The following is a 16,685-nucleotide window of genomic DNA, read 5'->3' on the forward strand; positions in this document are numbered from 1 at the left end:
GTGGCCGCGCCCCCTCGGCCCAGGCCCTGGCGGCGGACCCCTGGCCCAGGCCGTGGTCCCGGGCCCTTCGCGGCCGGCGCCGCGGCCCGGGGTTCAGTCCTCCGCGGCCAGGACGAGGGCCCGGCAGTGGTCGGGGGTGCCCCAGGCGTCGCGGAGGGGGCGGGCCTTGCGGAGCCAGAGGGCGAGGGGGAGTTCGTCGGTGTAGCCGACGGCGCCGTGGATCTGGAGGGCGGTGCGGGCGGCGGCGTAGGCGGCCTCGCCGGTGGCGACCTTGGCGGCGGCGACGTCGGCGTCGGTGAGCGTGAGGGCGGCGCCGAAGAGGAGTGGGCGGGCGAACTCCAGGCCCAGCAGCGTGTCGGCGAGCCGGTGCTTGACCGCCTGGAAGGCGCCGACGGGGGTGCCGAACTGGCTGCGGCGGCGGGCGTGGGCGACGGTGGCGTCGAGGAGGGCGAGGCCGACGCCGAGGGACTGGGCGGCGGTCGCGAGCATGGCCCACCGGCGGGCGTGCGCGGCCGCCGCGGCCACGGTGGGTCCGGCGGCGAGGAGTTCGCCGCCGGGGGCGGGGCGGGCGAGGCGGCGGGCGGGGTCGGCGGAGACGCGGACGGGCCCGTGCCCGGGCGTCCGCCACAGCCGGTCGCCGCGGACGACGAGGACGGCGTCGGCCCGGTCGGCGTCGAGCGCCCGCGGTACGGGGGGCCGGCCGGCGGGATCGGGGGACTCGGCGAGCGCCAGGGTGGCCGCGGTGGCGCCGGAGGCGAGGGCGGGGAGCAGGCGCTTCGCGGGGTCCTCGTCGCCGAGGCGGGCGAGCTCGGTCAGCAGGGCGGCGGCCGCGACGGTCTCGACCGCGGGGCCGGGCACCGCGTGGCGGCCCAGCGCGACGAAGGCGTGGGCGAGTTCCACGGGCAGGGGGCCGAGTCCGTCGTACCCCTCGGGGGCGGCGAGCGCGAAGACGCCCGCCTCGGCGAGCCGCCCCCACACGGCCCGGCCCGGCGCGGGGTCGCCGGCGGCCCAGGCGCGGGCGGCCGCCGGGGTGTCCGCGGCGGTGAGCATGGCGTCCAGGGAACCGGCGAAGGCGCGCTGTTCGGCGGTGGGCAGGAAGCTCATCAGCGGCGGCCCTTCGGGAGGCCGAGCAGCCGCTCGGCGATGATGTCGCGCTGGATCTCGTTGGTGCCCGCGTAGAGGGGGCCGGCGAGGGAGAAGACGTGTCCCTCGGCCCAGTCGGTGTCCGCCAGCTCGCCGTCGGCGCCGAGGAGGTCGAGCGCGGTCTCGTGCAGGGCGAGGTCGTACTCCGACCAGAAGACCTTGTTGAGGCTGGACTCGGCCCCCGAGGGCGTGCCGGCGGCGAGGCGGGCCGCGGCGCCGGCCGTGAAGAGGCGGTAGGCGCGGGCCCCGATGACCGCGTCCGCCACCCGGTCGCGCAGCGCGGTGTCCCCGGGGTCGCCCTCCCTCCGCCAGAGCCGTACGAGCCGGTCGGCGGCGGCGAGGAACCGGCCGGGGGAGCGGAGCATCAGGCCGCGTTCGTTGCCGGTGGTGGACATGGCGATCCGCCAGCCCTGGCCCGGCTCGCCGATCACGTCCTCGTCGGGGACGAAGACCTCGTCGAGGAAGAGCTCGGCGAAGGCGGGCTTGCCGTCGAGGCGGGCGATCGGCCGGACGGTCACGCCGGGCGCGCGCAGGTCGAACATGAGGTAGGTGAGGCCGCGGTGGGGCCGGTCGGCGGCCGGGTCGCTGCGGAAGATGCCGAAGGCGCGGTCGGCGAAGGCGGCCCGGGAGGACCAGGTCTTCTGCCCGGAGAGCAGCCAGCCGCCGTCCGTCCGGACGGCCCGGGAGGTGAGGGAGGCCAGGTCGGAGCCGGCCTCGGGCTCGGACCACGCCTGGGCCCAGATCGTCGCGCCGGTCGCCATCGACGGCAGGACGCGGGCCCGCTGCTCCTCGGTGCCGTGGTCGAAGAGGGTGGGGGCGAGGAGCTGGATGCCGTTCTGCGAGACCCGGCCGGGGGCGCCGGCCGCCCAGTACTCCTCCTCGAAGACCAGCCAGCGGGCGAGGTCGACGCCCCGGCCGCCGTACGGCTCGGGCCAGGAGACCACCGACCAGCGGTCGGCGGCGAGTTCGGCCTCCCAGGCCCGGTGGGCGGCGAAACCCCGCTCGGTCTCCAGGGAGGGCAGCGGCGCCGGGGGGACGTGGGCGCGCAGCCAGGCGCGCGCCTCCGCCCGGAAGGCCTCCTCGGTCCGTGTGTACGAGAGATCCATCGGTCACCCCGCCCTCACCCGTTCCCTAACAAGTGTTTGGTAGGTTAACGTACGGCCATGAGCAGCGTCGAGGAGTTCCGGGCCGCGGCACGGGGCTGGCTGAGGACCCACCTCAGCGGCTCCTTCGCCGACCTCAAGGGCCGCGGCGGACCCGGCCGCGAACACGAGGCCTTCGCCGAACGCCTCGCCTGGGAAAGGCACATGGCCGCCCACGGCTGGACCTGCGTCGGCTGGCCGAAGGAGTACGGCGGCCGCGGCGCGAGCATCGAGGAGCAGATCGCCTTCCACGAGGAGTACGCCCTCGCCGACGCCCCCGCCCGCGTCAACCACATCGGCGAACAGCTCCTCGGCCCCACCCTCATCGACCACGGCACCGAGGAGCAGAAGGCCCGCTTCCTCCCCCCGATCCGCGCCGTGGAGGAGCTCTGGTGCCAGGGCTACAGCGAACCCGGCGCCGGCTCCGACCTCGCCGCCGTGCGCACCCGCGCCGCCCTCCGGGGCGACCGCTGGGTCGTGGACGGCCAGAAGATCTGGACCTCCCTCGCCCACGAGTCCCAGTGGTGCTTCGTCCTCGCCCGGACCGAGCCGGGCTCCCGGCGCCACGCCGGGCTCTCCTACCTCCTCGTCCCGCTCGACGGCCCCGGCGTCGACGTCCGGCCCATCGTCCAGCTCACCGGCACCAGCGAGTTCAACGAGGTCTTCTTCGACGGCGCCACGACGGACGCCACCCACGTCGTCGGCGCGCCCGGCGACGGCTGGCGGATCGCCATGGCCACCCTCGGCTACGAGCGGGGCGTCTCCACCCTCGGACAGCAGGTCGGCTTCCGCCGCGAACTCCAGGCCCTCGTCGCCCTCGCCCGCGGCAACGGCGCCGCCGCCGACCCCGACATCCGCGACCGGCTCACCCGCGCCTGGACCGGCCTCGAAGCCATGCGCGCGGGCGCCCTGCGCGGCACCGACCCCTCCGCCGCCAAGCTCTACTGGTCCCACTGGCACCGCGACCTCGGCGAACTCGCCCTGGACGTGTGCGGCCCCGCCGGCACCCTCGCCGCCGGAGCACCCTACGAACTCGACGACTGGCAGCGGCTGTTCCTCTTCTCCCGCGCCGACACCGTCTACGCCGGGTCCAGCGAGATCCAGCGGAACATCATCGCCGAGCGGGTGCTCGGCCTCCCGAAGGAGCCGCGCCCATGACCCGTACCCCGCCGCCGCCGTACGTCCCCGGCCACGGCCTCCTCGCCGGCCGCACGGCCGTCGTCACCGCCGCCGCCGGGGCCGGCATCGGCGGCGCCACCGCCCGCCGCTTCCTGGAGGAGGGCGCCCGCGTCCTCGTCAGCGACGCCCACACCCGCCGCCTCGAGGAGACCGCGACCGCCCTCGCCGCCGAGTTCGGCGCCGACGCCGTCGCCTCCCAGCCGTGCGACGTCACCGACGAGGGCCAGGTCCAGGAGCTGTACGACACCGCCGAGCGGCTCCACGGCCGCCTCGACGTCGTCGTCAACAACGCCGGCCTCGGCGGCACCGCCGCCCTCGCCGACATGACCGACGACCAGTGGGACCGCGTCCTCGACGTCACCCTGGGCGGCACCTTCCGCTGCACCCGGGCCGCCCTGCGCCGCTTCCGGGACGCCGGCACCGGCGGCGTCGTCGTCAACAACGCCTCCGTCGTCGGCTGGCGCGCCCAGGCCGGACAGGCCCACTACGCCGCCGCCAAGGCCGGCGTCATGGCCCTCACCCGCTGCGCCGCCGTCGAGGCCGCCGCCTACGGCGTCCGCGTCAACGCCGTCTCGCCGTCCCTCGCCATGCACCCCCACCTCGCCAAGGTCACCACCACCGAACTCCTCGACGAACTCACCGCCCGCGAGGCCTTCGGCCGGTACGCCGAACCCTGGGAGATCGCCAACGTCATCGTCTTCCTCGCCGGCGACTACTCCTCCTACATGACCGGCGAGACGGTGTCGGTCAGCAGCCGGCACCCGTAGCACCAGAATGGACGCGTGCCGAAGAATCCCCAGACCGCCAGCCCGAAGAAGACCCAGGTGAGCGCCGCGCCCGAGCGGCGCCGTGAACTCCTCGACACGGCGGCCGAGGTGTTCGCCGCCCAGGGGTACAACGCCACCACCGTCCGCAAGATCGCGGACGCCGCCGGCATGCTCGCCGGCAGCCTCTACTACCACTTCGACTCCAAGGAGTCGATGCTCGACGAGATCCTCTCCACCTTCCTGAACGAGCTGTGGGAGGGGTACGACGCCGTCCTCGACGCCGGCCTCGGCCCCCGCGAGACCATCGAGGCCCTCGTCACCGAGTCCTTCCGCGAGATCGACCGGCACCGCGCCGCCGTCGCCATCTACCAGAAGGAGTCCCGGCACCTCGCCGACCAGCCCCGCTTCCACTACCTCGCCGACTCGCAGCGCAAGTTCGAGAGGGCCTGGCTGGGCACCCTGGAGCGCGGGGTCGCCGCCGGCGTCTTCCGCGCCGACCTCGACGTCCGCCTCACCTACCGCTTCGTCCGCGACACCGTCTGGGTCGCCGCGTCCTGGTACCGGCCCGGCGGACTGCACCGCCCCGAGGAGATCGCCCGCCAGTACCTGTCGATGGTCCTGGACGGGATCGCCGTACGTCCCACCTGACCGACCGGAGGAGTCGCCATGCCCGAGGCCTACATCGTCGAAGCGGTCCGCACGCCCGTGGGCCGCCGAGGGGGCGGCCTCGCGGCCGTCCACCCGGCGGACCTCGGCGCCCACGTCCTGGCGGCCCTCGTCGCCCGCGCCGCCATCGACCCGGCCGCCGTCGACGACGTCGTCCTCGGCTGTCTCGACACCGTCGGACCGCAGGCCGGCGACATCGCGCGCACGGCCTGGCTGGCCGCCGGCCTGCCCGAGGAGGTCCCCGGCGTCACCGTCGACCGCCAGTGCGGCTCCTCCCAGCAGGCCGTCCACTTCGCCGCCCAGGCGGTCATGTCCGGCACCCAGGACCTGGTCGTCGCCGGCGGCGTGCAGAACATGTCCATGATCCCCATCGCCTTCGCCTCCCGGCAGGCCGCCGAACCCCTCGGGCTCACCGGCGGCCCCTTCCACGGCAGCGAGGGCTGGCGGGCCCGGTACGGCGACGCGCCGGTCAACCAGTTCCACGGCGCCGAGCTGATCGCCGAGAAGTGGCGGATCACCCGGAGCGACCAGGAGGAGTTCGCCCTCCGCTCGCACCGGCGCGCGCTCCGCGCGATCGACGAGGGCCGCTTCACCCGCGAGACCACGGCCTTCGGCCACGTCGCCGTCGACGAGGGGCCGCGCCGCGACACCAGCGCGGAGAAGATGGCCGGGCTCCGGCCGGTCGTCGAGGGCGGCACCATCACCGCGGCCTGCTCCTCCCAGGTCTCCGACGGCGCCGCCGCCCTCCTCCTCGCGAGCGAGCGGGCCGTCCGCGAGCACGGGCTCACCCCCCGGGCCCGCGTCCACCACCTCTCCGCCCGCGGCGAGGACCCGATCCGGATGCTCTCCGCGCCGATACCCGCGACCGCCCACGCCCTGAAGAAGACCGGCCTGACCATCGACGACATCGACCTCGTCGAGATCAACGAGGCCTTCGCCCCCGTCGTCCTCGCCTGGCTCAAGGAGACCGGCGCCGACCCCTCCCGCGTCAACGTCAACGGCGGCGCGATCGCCCTCGGCCACCCCCTCGGCGCCACCGGCGCGAAGCTCATGACCACCCTCCTCCACGAACTGGAGCGCACCGGAGGCCGCTACGGCCTCCAGACCATGTGCGAGGGCGGCGGCCAGGCGAACGTGACGATCGTCGAACGGCTCTGAACGTCCCCGGGACGGCCTCGGGCGGGCCGGGAGCGGGAGCCGCCGTGTGAGGTGGCACACGTCGGCGCCGTCTGGGCTGGTCTGATCCGTCCGGGCATCGGCGGGCGGGGCGGGAAGGTCCTGAGGCGCACTATTGTTCCGGTAGAGACCTCCGGGACGCGTTTCGCGCGTTCCGGGAGAGACAGCCGGGGCCCGTATCGCGTGTTCCGGGTAGAGCAGCCGGGGCCCGTACCGCGCAGGTGCGGGCCCCGGCTGTGCCGCGAGCACCGGCCAGGAAGGCACGCATGACCCGCTCCGAGCGCCCCCACAAGCGCAGCCCCCGCAGCACCCAGGCGAAGTCCACGTCGCAGCCGAAGGGCTCCCGCGGCGGCCGCCGTCCCACGGCGCCCCCGCCGCCGAGCGAGTTCACGCCGCCGGAGACGGTGACGCCCGCGCTCCCCGCGGTGGACTCCTTCGCCGACCTCGACATGCCCGAGGGCCTGCTGCGGATCCTCGGCGAGCAGGGCGTCACGGAGCCGTTCCCGATCCAGGCGGCGACGCTGCCGAACTCGCTGGCCGGCCGTGACGTGCTCGGCCGGGGCCGCACCGGCTCCGGCAAGACCCTCGCCTTCGGCCTCGCGCTCCTCGCCCGCACCGCGGGCCGCCGCGCCGAGCCGACCGCGCCCCTCGCGCTGGTCCTGGTGCCCACCCGCGAGCTCGCCCAGCAGGTGACCGACGCCCTCACCCCGTACGCCGGGGCGCTGCGGCTGCGGATCACCACCGTCGTCGGCGGCATGTCGATCTCCCGCCAGTCGTCCGCCCTGCGCCGCGGCGCCGAGGTCCTCATCGCCACCCCCGGCCGGCTGCACGACCTCATCGAGCGCGGCGACTGCCGGCTCGACCAGGTCGCGATCACCGTCCTGGACGAGGCCGACCAGATGGCCGACATGGGCTTCCTGCCGCAGGTCACGAAGGTCCTCAAGCAGGTCGAGCCGGGCGGCCAGCGGCTGCTCTTCTCGGCGACCCTCGACCGGAACATCGACAAGCTGGTCAAGATGTTCCTGGACGACCCGGTCGTGCACTCCGTCGACCCGTCGGCCGGCGCCGTCACCACGATGGAGCACCACGTGCTGTACGTGGCCGACGAGACCGACAAGAAGGCCGTCACCCTGCGGATCGCGGCCCGCGACGGCCGCACCATCCTCTTCATGGACACCAAGCGGTCCGTGGACCGGCTGGTCAAGCGGCTCCTCGCCAACGGCGTGCGCGCCTCCGGCCTGCACGGCGGCCGCTCGCAGCCGCAGCGCAACCGGACCCTGGACCAGTTCAAGACCGGCCAGGTCACCACGCTCGTGGCGACCAACGTGGCGGCCCGCGGCATCCACGTCGACGACCTCGACATGGTCGTCAACGTCGACCCGCCGATCGACCACAAGGACTACCTGCACCGGGGCGGCCGCACGGCCCGCGCCGGCGAGTCCGGCAGCGTCTTCACCCTGGTCCTGCCGGAGCAGAAGCGCGACATGGGCCGGCTGATGTCCAACGCCGGCATCAGCCCGCGCACGGCGCAGATCAAGTCCAGCGACGAGCAGCTCGCCGAGCTCACCGGCGCGCGGGAGCCCTCGGGCGTCCCCGTCGTCATCGAGACCCCGCAGCCGACCCCGCCGCGCAAGCCGGCCGGGGGCGGGGGCAGCGGCGGATCCGGCGGCGGCCGTCGCCGCCGCGGCGGGTCCGGCGGCACGGCGACGGGCGCCGGGCGGACCTCGGGCTCCGGCACCGCCGGAGGCCGCGGGACCGGGGCCACGTCCGGCGGCGGGCGCGGTGCGTCCGGCGCGGGCCGCACGGCCACGGCCGGTTCGGGCCGCGGGACCGGTTCGGGCCGCGGTGCCGGCTCCGGTGCGGGAGCCGGGCGCGGTGCGGGTTCCGGCGGCGGCGCGGGCCGCGGCGGGCGTCAGGCGCCGGCCACCAGCCGTTCGCGGAGCGCGACCAGCTCGCGCAGCTCCAGGCCGAGGCCGACCGACACGTAGCGGAAGAGGCTCCCGTAGGAGGCGCGGACCTGGTCGAGGGCGGTGTCGAGGTACTCGGCCCGCACCTCCTGGAGCGGCACGATCAGCTCCGGGTTCCGCATCATCCCGCCCTGCCGCAGCCCCTCCCGCACTCGTGCGTCGTACGCGGCGCGGAAGGTGTTGGAGGCCAGGTAGTCCGCCCGGGCGGACGACTCGGGCACCCCGAGCAGGGTGAGCAGGAGCCAGCTCGTCCAGCCGGTGCGGTCCTTGCCCGAGGTGCAGTGGACGAGCAGCGGCCCCCGGCGTGGATCGGCCAGGTCCCGCAGGGTGGCCGCCAGCGCGGCCCGGTTCGCCGGTTCCGTGACGAAGGTGCGGTACACCTCGCGCATGAAGGCGGCGGCCCGCCCGCCGCCCAGCATCTCCTCCTGCCGGACCGGGTCCCGCGAGCCGATCGCGGCGAGCAGCTGCCCGAAGAGGCCGTGGTCGGTGACGGGCCGGGCGACCGGGACCGGTCCGGCCGGCAGCCGGTCGGCCCCGTCGTACCCGACCTCCAGCGGGATCCGCAGGTCGACCACGGTGCCGAGGCGGAGCCCGGCGAGGGTGGCGACGTCGGCGTCGGTGAGCTTGCCGAGGTGGTCGCCCCGGTAGGCGAGCCCGTGGCGCACGAGGGCTCCGTCGTAGGTGCGGTGGCCGCCGAGGTCGCGGACGTTGACCGCGCCCTGGAGCGGAACGGGGCGGACGCCGTCCGCCGCCCGGGGGCGGGCGAGGGCGGGCGGCGCGGCGCCGAGGACCAGCGCGGCGCCGGTGGCGGTGAGCAGGGCGCGTCGGGACAGGGGCATGGCTGGACTCCCTTTCGGACTGACGGACGTACGGGGCGCGTACGACTGACGGACTCGGGCGGCACAGCCGTGGGCGGACGGGCCCGCGGGGGATCAGGGGGTGTCGGGCACGGGCAGCGCGCGGAGCACGTCCGCGGCCTCGGACATGATCCGGGCGACCAGCTCCTCGCAGCTGGGGAGGTCCTCGATGACCCCGGCCACCTGCCCGGCGGCCATCACGCCGAGGTCGGCGCGGCCCTCGACCATGGAGGCACGCAGCAGCATCGGGGTGTTCGCGGCGAGCAGCACCTGGCTCCAGGAGAGGTCCTTGCCGTGGCGCAGGGCCAGGCCGTCGCGGATCATCGCGGGCCAGGAGAGCCCGGACAGCCGGCGGAAACCGGCCGCGTGGCGGACGGCCCGCGCCAGCCCCCCGATCCGCCCGGCCCGTTCGAGGGAGGCGACGAGTTCGGTGCGGAGCATCCGGTGCGGGAGCCCGTCGACGGCGGTGGTGACGGTGACGTCCCTGACGCCGGCCGCCAGGTAGCGGGCCTTGACCGCGTCCGGGACGGTCGAGTCGGAGGTGAGCAGGAAGCGGGTGCCCATGGCGACGCCGGCGGCGCCGTGGGCGAGGGCGGCGACCAGACCGCGCCCGTCGCGGAAGCCGCCCGCGGCGATCACGGGGACGTCCACGGCGTCGACGACCTGGGGGAGCAGCACGGTCGTCGCGACCTCGCCGGTGTGCCCGCCGCCCTCGCCGCCCTGGACGAGGACCGCGTCGGCCCCCCAGGCGGCGACCTTCTCGGCGTGCCGGCGGGCGCCGACGGAGGGGATGACGACGACCCCGGCGTCCTTGAGCTCGGCGATCAGGTCGCGGGAGGGGGCCAGGGCGAAGGAGGCGACCCGGACGCCCTCGTCGACGATGATCCGGACCCGCTCGCGGGCGTCCCCGGCGTCGGCCCGCAGGTTCACCCCGAAGGGGCGGTCGGTGCGGGACCTCACCTCGCGGACGGCGGCGCGCAGCTCGGCGGTGGTCATCGTGGCGGAGGCGAGGACGCCGAGCGCGCCGGCGTTCGCGGTGGCGGAGACGAGCCGGGGCCCGGCGACCCAGCCCATGCCGGTCTGCACGATCGGGTGGCGGACGCCGGTGAGCTCGGTCAGGGCGGTCCTCATCGGGGCGCGACCTCCCGGTCCCGCAGGCCCCGCGGGTCGAGGACCTCGCGGACGAGCCGCAGCTCCTCGGCGCCGGGCTCCCGGGTGGCCGGCACGTCGCCGTCGACCACGAGGTCGAAGCCGGTCGCGGCCCGCACCTCGTCGACGGTGACGCCCGGGTGGACCGAGGCGAGCCGCATCCGGTGGTCGGGGGTGTCGAAGTCGAAGACCCCGAGGTCGCTGACGACCCGGACGAGCCGGTGGTACGGGGCGTCCCCGGCACGGTCGTACCCGACGCCGCAGACCATGTCGACCCGCTCGACGAAGACCCGCCGGGAGTGCCGGGGGATCCAGTAGCTCACGGGGTTGTTGAGGGTGTTCACCGGGGCCCCGCGCACCCCGAGCAGCTGCCGCGAGGGGCGCTCCCAGTCGCCGACGCAGGAGATGTTCTGGTTGCCGTACCGGTCGATCTGGCTCGCGCCCATCATCACGTGCCGCCGCCCGCCGGTGACCAGGGCGAGGTGGCGCCGGTAGGGCAGCCAGCCCTCGGGGCGGCCGTCGGGGCCGACGAGCATCGCCTCCCCGTCGGTGAGCAGCAGGTCGGGGGAGAAGGTGCGCCGGGCGAGGCGGGCGCCGACGGACGGGACGAGGCCCATGGGGCTGGCCAGCACCTCGCCGGCGCCCCGCCACGCCTCGGCGCAGGCGACGACGCAGTACTCGGCGCGGGTGACGGGCGCGGCGGTCGGGCTGCTCACTGCTGCTGCTCCTTCTGCCAGGTCTGGACGGCGCGCTGGTAGTCCTCCTCGCTCGCGCCGCCGAGGAAGCGGGCGGCGAACTCGGGCCAGGGGGTGGTCGCGTAGAGCTTCTGGAAGACCTCGTCGCGGTCGTGGTCGGGGACGCAGGAGGTGAAGTGCGCCCCGTTCGGCGTCTCGACGACGCCGGTGACGCTGTGCCGGCTGACGAGGAGGGACTGCGGGACGGTGTCGGGGCCGAAGCCGTCCTCGACGAGCCGCTCGCAGGAGAGGTACGCGGTGTCGGCGGCCTCGCAGAACAGGTCGTCGAAGTACGGGTCGGGGCCCAGGTACTGGCCGTTGCCGAGCCGGTCGGCGCGGTTGACGTGGACCAGGGCCGCGTCCAGGCGCAGGGCGGGCACGGCGACGAACTCCTCGCCGTCCTCGTACGGCGAGGTGACCGTCCGCAGCCCGGGGTTGACCCGCATGACGTCGGAGCCGAGCCCGGCCCGGACGGGAAGGAAGGGCAGCCGGTGGGCGGCGGCCCGCAGTCCCCACATGAACATGGCCTCGTCGAGTTCGGTCAGCGCGAGGGTGCCGTTCTCGCGGGCGGCCCGGAAGTGCGGTTCGAGGGGGATCGAGTCGAGGGTCACGAAGGGGGCGACGAGCCGCCGGACGCGTCCGGCGGCGGCGAGCAGGCCCACGTCGGGGCCGCCGTAGGAGACCACCGTGAGATCGGTGACGTCGGACCGGAGCAGCGCTCTGACCAGGGCCATCGGCTTGCGGCGCGAGCCCCAGCCACCGATGCCGACGGTCATGCCGGAGCGCAGCCGTCCCACGACGTCCTCGGGGGTCATGGTCTTGTCGGTCACGGGGAGTCCTCCTTGCCGAAGGTGGCGCGGACCCGGTCGGCGACTCCGGCGAGATGGGCCTCGAAGGTGAAGCCCTGCTCGAAGCGGTAGCTGCGCCGCACGTCCACGGGGTCGATGCCGTTGATGGCGGCCTTGGCGAGCCGGACGAGCGTGCCGTCCTTCGCCGCGATCTCGCCCGCGAGCTCCTGGGCCGCCGCGAGGAGCCCCTCGCGCGGGACCACCCTCCACACCGACCCGTGGGCGTGCAGTTCGGCGGCGGTGACGGTGCGCGAGGTGTAGTACAGGGTGCGCATCAGGTGCTGGGGGACCAGCCGGGCGAGGTGGGTGGCGGCGCCCAGCGCGCCCCGGTCCAGCTCGGGCAGGCCGAAGACGGCGTCGTCGGCGGCGACGATCGCGTCCGCGTTGCCGACGAGGCCGATGCCGCCGCCGAGGCAGTGGCCGGCGACGGCCGCGACGACCGGCACCTCGCACTCGTACACCGCCGCGAAGGCTTCCGCGCAGCCGCTGTTGGCGCCGATCAGGGAGGTGGGGCCGGGGTCGCGCTGGAGCTCCTTGATGTCGACGCCCGCGTTGAAGCCGCGGCCCTCGGCGGTCAGGACGACGCAGCGGACGCCGGGGTCGCGGCCGGCGGCGCGGACGGCGTCGGCGAGCGCGTACCAGCCCGTGACCGGCAGGGCGTTGACGGGCGGGAAGTCGACGGTGACCAGGGCGACGCCCGGGCCCGTGCGGGAGGTGGAGACACCCATGGGCGAATCAGCTACCTTTCCACCAAACGTTTGTTAGGTAACCTCTTGAGGAGGAAGGTAGCAGCCGATGGAGCTGGACGGGAGGGTCGTGCTCGTCACCGGCGGAACCCGGGGCGTCGGCGCGGGCATCGCACGCGCCTTTCTGCGCGCCGGCGCGCGGGTCGCCGTCTGCGCCCGCAGACCTCCGGACACACCGGTCGAAGCGGCGGGCCGCACCGCCGACTTCCACCCGCTCGACCTGCGGGAACCCGCCGCCGTACGGGAGTTCCTCGCCACCACGCTCGCCGAGCGGTACGGGCGGCTCGACGTCCTCGTCAACAACGCGGGCGGCACCCCCTACCGCCTCCTCGGCGAGGGCGAGGCCGAACGGCACGCGCGGGTGGTCGAGCTGAACCTCACCGCGCCGCTCGCCGTCAGCCTCGCCGCCCGCCCGCTGCTGCGCGCCTCGCGCGGCGCGGTCGTCATGATCGGCAGCGTCAGCGGCACCCGGCCCTCGCCGGGCACCGCGGCCTACGGCGCGGCCAAGGCGGGACTGGAGAACCTCGCCCGTTCGATGGCCGTCGAATGGGCCCCCGAAGTGCGGGTCAACACCCTGGTCCTGGGCATGGTCAGGACCGAACTGTCCGCCCTGCACTACGGCGACGACGACGGGGTCGCCGCCGTCGCCCGGACCGTACCGCTGGGCCGGCTGGCCGCACCGGACGAGATCGGGGAGGCGGCCGTCTTCCTCGCCTCCGACCGGGCGGCCTACGTCTCGGGGGCCTCGCTGCTCGTGCACGGCGGCGGCGAGCGCCCCGCCTTCCTGGATGCCTCGACCGCCAACAAGGAGAGCTGACATGGGACTCTGCGACGGACGCGTGGTGATCGTGACGGGAGCCGGACGGGGGCTCGGGCGCGCCCACGCGCTCGCCTTCGCCGCCGAGGGCGCCCGGGTCGTCGTCAACGACCTCGGGGTCGGGCTCGACGGGCGCCCCGGGCCCGACAGCCCGGCGACGGCGGTCGTCGAGGAGATCAGGTCCGCGGGCGGCGAGGCCGTCGCCCACGGCGGCGACATCGCCTCCACCGAGGGCGCCGCCTCGCTGGTCGCCGCCGCCCTCGACGCGTACGGACGGCTCGACACCCTCGTCAGCAACGCCGGGTTCCTGCGCGACCGGATGCTCGTCAACCTCGACGAGAAGGACTGGGACGCCGTCATGCGCGTCCACGCCAAGGGGCACTTCCTGCCGCTGCGGCACGCCGCCGCGCACTGGCGGGCCGAGGCGAAGGCCGGGCGGACGCCCCGGGCGCGGGTCGTCCACACCACCTCGGGGGCCGGCCTCCTCGGCAGCGTCGGGCAGGGCAACTACGCCGCCGCCAAGGCCGCGATCGTCGGTCTCACCCTCGTCGCGGCGGCCGAGCTGGCCCGGTACGGGGTCCAGGTGAACGCGATCGCGCCGGCGGCCAGGACGCGGATGACCGAGCGGGTCTTCGACGGCCTGGACGCCCTGCCCGAGGACGTCTCGCCGCTGGTCGTGTGGCTGGGCTCGGCCGGGTCCGAGGGGGTCACGGGCCGGGTCTTCGAGGCCGAGGGCGGCCGGCTCACCGTGATGGAGGGCTGGCGGCCGGGTCCGACGGAGGACAAGGGCGGGCGCAGGACCCCGGCGGAGGCGGGGGAGGCCGCCCGCAGACTCCTCGCCGAGGCGGAGCCGCCGCGGCCGGTGTACGGGGCCTAGGTCGTCTCTTCCGGATCCTGCCGGTCAAGCCCGTGTCGTCCGGTGCCGTGCATCGCGAGGCGGAGAGGCTGCCGCGTACGGGACGTACTGGGGTGCCTCGACGACGCGGCCAGATGCGGTGCCGGGCGGCACGGGTCGGGCAAGATCCGGAAGAGACGGCCCAGGGGGCGTCGTGCGGGGCTCGCGGGTGTCCCGGCCTGATCGGCAAGGCGCCCCCTGGCCACCCGGGACGCCCGGCCCGGCGGGCGGTGTTCCCTTCCGGGCGCGGCCCAGGTGGCGAGGCGCCGGGTCGCGGCGCGCCGGCGCTCCGTCGCGCCGGTGAGGAGCCGGGTGACCGTCGCCGGCTCCTCGGTGGTGAACTCCTCGTAGAGCTCGTGCACCTCGCGGGCCCAGTCGTCGAAGAGCGGGGCCGGCTCGGCGAGCTTCTCGGGGCGGGGCTCGACGAGCACCCGGCGCTTGTCGGTCGGGTGCTTCACGCGGCGGACGAAGCCCTTGCGTTCGATGCGGTCGACCAGCCCGGTGACGGGGGCGGGGGCGAGGCCCGAGCGTTCGGCGAGCTCCTTGGCGGTGCGCGGGCCGTGCCGTTCGAGCAGGTCGAGCGTCCTGGTCTCGGTGGCGCCCAGGTCCTGCCGGGCCGCGATCGCCGGGTGGAAGGCGACGGAGGCGGCGCTGGAGTCCCGGCCTGCGGCCGTGAGGGCCTCCGCCTCCCCGTACCTCCGTCACCGAGACGCCCTGAGCACCCTCCGCACCGGCAGGGCAGGATGGACCGCACACCGGGGAGGGGAGCGGCATGGAGCCGGCACGGCGACAGGACGGGCAGCGGGCGGACGGGCAGCACACGCACGCGCCGACGGCCGACGGGGAGCGGACGGGCCCGCCGACGGCCGACGGGGACCACGACGCACTCGCCACCTTCGTCGTCGGATGGGACTGGATCGGCCTCAACCGGGCCCTCCCCGACGACCTGCTGATCCGCCTGCTCGCCCTGGACGCGGGGATCCCCGCCCCGAGGGACCTGCCGCCGGCCGTCGTCGAGGCCGCCGTCGGCCACCCGAACCGGGGCGTGCGGGACGCGCTGTCCGAGGCCCGGACGGTGCTCACCGCCGCCCAGTGGGAACGCCACCTGGCCGCCGAACCCTCGGGGGCCCGGCGGGCGCTCTTCGTCAGGGACGCGGCCCGCGCCCGCGCCCCGCTCGCCCCCACGACCCGCGAGCGGCTCGCCGCCGACCCCTCGCCGCAGGTCCGCGCCGCCGCCGCCGGCCTCCCCGACCTCCCCGGCACACTGCTCAGGGCCCTGGCCGGGGACGCCTCGCCCGCCGTACGGGCCGCGGCCTGCGGGCCCGCCTGGCCGCACCTCGGCCCCGCCGCGCGGGCCGCCCTGCTCGCCGACGCCGACGCCGGGGTCCGCACCGCGGCCCTGATCCGGCGCCACCGCGACGAACCCCTCGACGAGGACGGCCACACGGCCCTCGGCGGCACCGGCTTCCAGGGCCTGGAGGAATGCCGCCTCGCCCCCGCGCTCGCCCTCGCTCTCGCCGCGCACGCCGACCCGGCGGTGCGGCGGCGGATCGCCGGCCACCCCGACCTGCCCCCGGCCGGCGTCGCCCGGCTCGCCGAGGACGCCGACGAGACCGTACGGCGGGAGGTCGCCCTCCGCGCCGACCTCACCGAGGAGGAACGGGCCGCCGTCCGCGTCACCGTGGACACCGCGACCCTGCGCTACGCCGTGCCCTGGGTGACGGCCCTGCACGACGACCCCGAGGCCATGCGCCGGCTCGCCGCCTCCGGCCACCCGTACATCCGCAGCAGCGTCGCCCGGGCCCGCCGGCTGCCCCCGGACGTGGCGGCGCTCCTCGCCCGCGACGAGGACGACGTCGTGCGGCTGTTCCTCGCCGAGTCCTGCGACGACGCCCCCGCCGACATGCTCCTGGAGGTCTGGCACTGGTGGACCGGCAGCTTCTCCAGCCCCGGACGGCCCCGCAGCCACCCCGCCTTCCCGCGCGCCGGGCTCCTGCGGTTCGCCGCCGACCCCAACCCGCGCCTGCGGCGCCTCGCCCTCGACGACCCCGACTCCACCCCGGAGCTGGTCGAGGAGCTCGCCGCCGACCCGGCCGCCGAGGTCCGCCAGGACGCGGCCAAGGACCCCAGGCTCTCCCCGGCGGCCGCCACCCGGCTGCTCGACGACCCCGACAGCTCCGTACGGGCCCTCGCCGCCCGCCACCCCGCCCTGCCGTGGGACGCGCTGCTCCCGCTGCTGCTCGACCGGACCACCGTGCGGGACGCCGTCCTGAACCCGTCCCTGCCCGGGCCCGCCATGCTGCGGATCGTCGAGGCGGTCGAGGCCCGGGTCGCCGTCGTGCTCGGCACGGCGCGGGGCGACTGAGCGGGCCGGTCAGCCGCGCCGGGGCGTCGTCCACTCCAGTCGGGTCCTGACCCGGGCGTCGTGGACGTGCTCCAGCGCGGCGAGGGCCGTCTCCCGGGCCGGGCCGTCGGAGGCGCCGTCCGCGAGGATCGAGGCGAGGGCGTCGGGGGGGGGGGGGGGGGGGGGGGGGGGGGGGGGGGGGGGGGGGGGGGGGGGGGGGGGGGGGGGGGGGGGGGGGGGGGGGGGGGGGGGGGG

At 76.1% G+C, this 16,685-nt stretch carries 16 protein-coding genes; 8 read left to right on the plus strand and 8 right to left on the minus strand.

Annotation, left to right across the window (positions count from 1 at the left end; genetic code table 11):
- Nucleotides 1–93: 93 nt before the first annotated feature.
- Nucleotides 94–1,104: an acyl-CoA dehydrogenase family protein gene (locus tag ACZ60W_RS26290; protein ID WP_469757834.1), complete on the minus strand. Its 1,011-nt coding sequence runs from the start codon at nt 1,102–1,104 to the stop codon at nt 94–96.
- The gene (locus ACZ60W_RS26295) at nt 1,104–2,249 is read right to left on the minus strand and encodes an acyl-CoA dehydrogenase family protein (protein WP_469757835.1); all 1,146 of its coding nucleotides are present in this window, start codon (nt 2,247–2,249) and stop codon (nt 1,104–1,106) included. The genes ACZ60W_RS26290 and ACZ60W_RS26295 overlap by 1 nt, the downstream gene beginning before the upstream one ends.
- Before the next feature lie 57 nt (nt 2,250–2,306).
- Here ACZ60W_RS26295 and ACZ60W_RS26300 point away from each other — a divergent pair, with 57 nt between their 5' ends.
- The 5 genes from ACZ60W_RS26300 to ACZ60W_RS26320 all read left to right on the plus strand — a co-directional run bounded on the left by ACZ60W_RS26300 (nt 2,307) and on the right by ACZ60W_RS26320 (nt 8,061).
- Nucleotides 2,307–3,443 (plus strand): acyl-CoA dehydrogenase family protein, encoded by a 1,137-nt coding sequence (locus tag ACZ60W_RS26300; protein WP_469757836.1) that lies wholly within the window; start codon nt 2,307–2,309, stop codon nt 3,441–3,443.
- Nucleotides 3,440–4,231 (plus strand): SDR family oxidoreductase, encoded by a 792-nt coding sequence (locus ACZ60W_RS26305; protein ID WP_469757837.1) that lies wholly within the window; start codon nt 3,440–3,442, stop codon nt 4,229–4,231. The genes ACZ60W_RS26300 and ACZ60W_RS26305 overlap by 4 nt, the downstream gene beginning before the upstream one ends.
- 15 nt (nt 4,232–4,246) lie before the next feature.
- The gene (locus ACZ60W_RS26310) at nt 4,247–4,879 is read left to right on the plus strand and encodes a TetR/AcrR family transcriptional regulator (RefSeq protein WP_469757838.1); all 633 of its coding nucleotides are present in this window, start codon (nt 4,247–4,249) and stop codon (nt 4,877–4,879) included.
- An 18-nt stretch (nt 4,880–4,897) separates the two neighbouring features.
- Complete coding sequence (locus tag ACZ60W_RS26315; RefSeq protein ID WP_469757839.1) at nt 4,898–6,055, plus strand: acetyl-CoA C-acetyltransferase; 1,158 nt, start codon at nt 4,898–4,900, stop codon at nt 6,053–6,055.
- Nucleotides 6,056–6,339: 284 nt separating this feature from the next.
- The gene (locus ACZ60W_RS26320) at nt 6,340–8,061 is read left to right on the plus strand and encodes a DEAD/DEAH box helicase (protein WP_469757840.1); all 1,722 of its coding nucleotides are present in this window, start codon (nt 6,340–6,342) and stop codon (nt 8,059–8,061) included.
- Here ACZ60W_RS26320 and ACZ60W_RS26325 read toward each other — a convergent pair.
- From ACZ60W_RS26325 to ACZ60W_RS26345, 5 genes are all read right to left on the minus strand, one after another.
- Nucleotides 7,986–8,879 carry a tyrosine-protein phosphatase gene (locus ACZ60W_RS26325; RefSeq protein ID WP_469757841.1) on the minus strand — a complete coding sequence of 298 codons (894 nt, stop codon included), beginning with the start codon at nt 8,877–8,879 and terminating at the stop codon, nt 7,986–7,988. The two genes, ACZ60W_RS26320 and ACZ60W_RS26325, sit on opposite strands and share 76 nt — an antisense overlap.
- Nucleotides 8,880–8,972: 93 nt before the next feature.
- Nucleotides 8,973–10,028 (minus strand): NAD(P)H-dependent flavin oxidoreductase, encoded by a 1,056-nt coding sequence (locus ACZ60W_RS26330; protein WP_469757842.1) that lies wholly within the window; start codon nt 10,026–10,028, stop codon nt 8,973–8,975.
- A complete protein-coding gene (locus ACZ60W_RS26335) occupies nt 10,025–10,762 on the minus strand; it encodes a CoA-transferase subunit beta (protein WP_469757843.1) in 738 nt (245 codons plus the stop codon). Before ACZ60W_RS26335 ends, ACZ60W_RS26330 begins: the two co-directional genes overlap by 4 nt.
- A complete protein-coding gene (locus ACZ60W_RS26340; RefSeq protein ID WP_469757844.1) occupies nt 10,759–11,610 on the minus strand; it encodes a CoA transferase subunit A in 852 nt (283 codons plus the stop codon). The genes ACZ60W_RS26335 and ACZ60W_RS26340 overlap by 4 nt, the downstream gene beginning before the upstream one ends.
- Entirely contained in the window at nt 11,607–12,356 is a 750-nt protein-coding gene (locus ACZ60W_RS26345) for an enoyl-CoA hydratase family protein (protein ID WP_469757845.1), read from the minus strand. The genes ACZ60W_RS26340 and ACZ60W_RS26345 overlap by 4 nt, the downstream gene beginning before the upstream one ends.
- A 67-nt stretch (nt 12,357–12,423) precedes the next feature.
- Between ACZ60W_RS26345 and ACZ60W_RS26350 the strand changes: the two genes are divergently transcribed.
- On the plus strand, nt 12,424–13,191 hold the full coding sequence (locus ACZ60W_RS26350) for an SDR family oxidoreductase (protein WP_469757846.1): 768 nt from the start codon (nt 12,424–12,426) through the stop codon (nt 13,189–13,191).
- Nucleotide 13,192: 1 nt separating this feature from the next.
- Complete coding sequence (locus ACZ60W_RS26355; RefSeq protein WP_469757847.1) at nt 13,193–14,068, plus strand: SDR family oxidoreductase; 876 nt, start codon at nt 13,193–13,195, stop codon at nt 14,066–14,068.
- Here ACZ60W_RS26355 and ACZ60W_RS26360 read toward each other — a convergent pair.
- Nucleotides 14,065–14,709 (minus strand): MarR family transcriptional regulator, encoded by a 645-nt coding sequence (locus tag ACZ60W_RS26360; RefSeq protein WP_469757851.1) that lies wholly within the window; start codon nt 14,707–14,709, stop codon nt 14,065–14,067. The genes ACZ60W_RS26355 and ACZ60W_RS26360 overlap by 4 nt on opposite strands.
- 149 nt (nt 14,710–14,858) lie before the next feature.
- Between ACZ60W_RS26360 and ACZ60W_RS26365 the strand changes: the two genes are divergently transcribed.
- Nucleotides 14,859–16,451 carry a PE-PGRS family protein gene (locus ACZ60W_RS26365; RefSeq protein ID WP_469757848.1) on the plus strand — a complete coding sequence of 531 codons (1,593 nt, stop codon included), beginning with the start codon at nt 14,859–14,861 and terminating at the stop codon, nt 16,449–16,451.
- The last annotated feature ends 234 nt before the right edge of the window (nt 16,452–16,685 follow it).

The organism is Streptomyces sp. NPDC104202 (genome assembly GCF_055584185.1).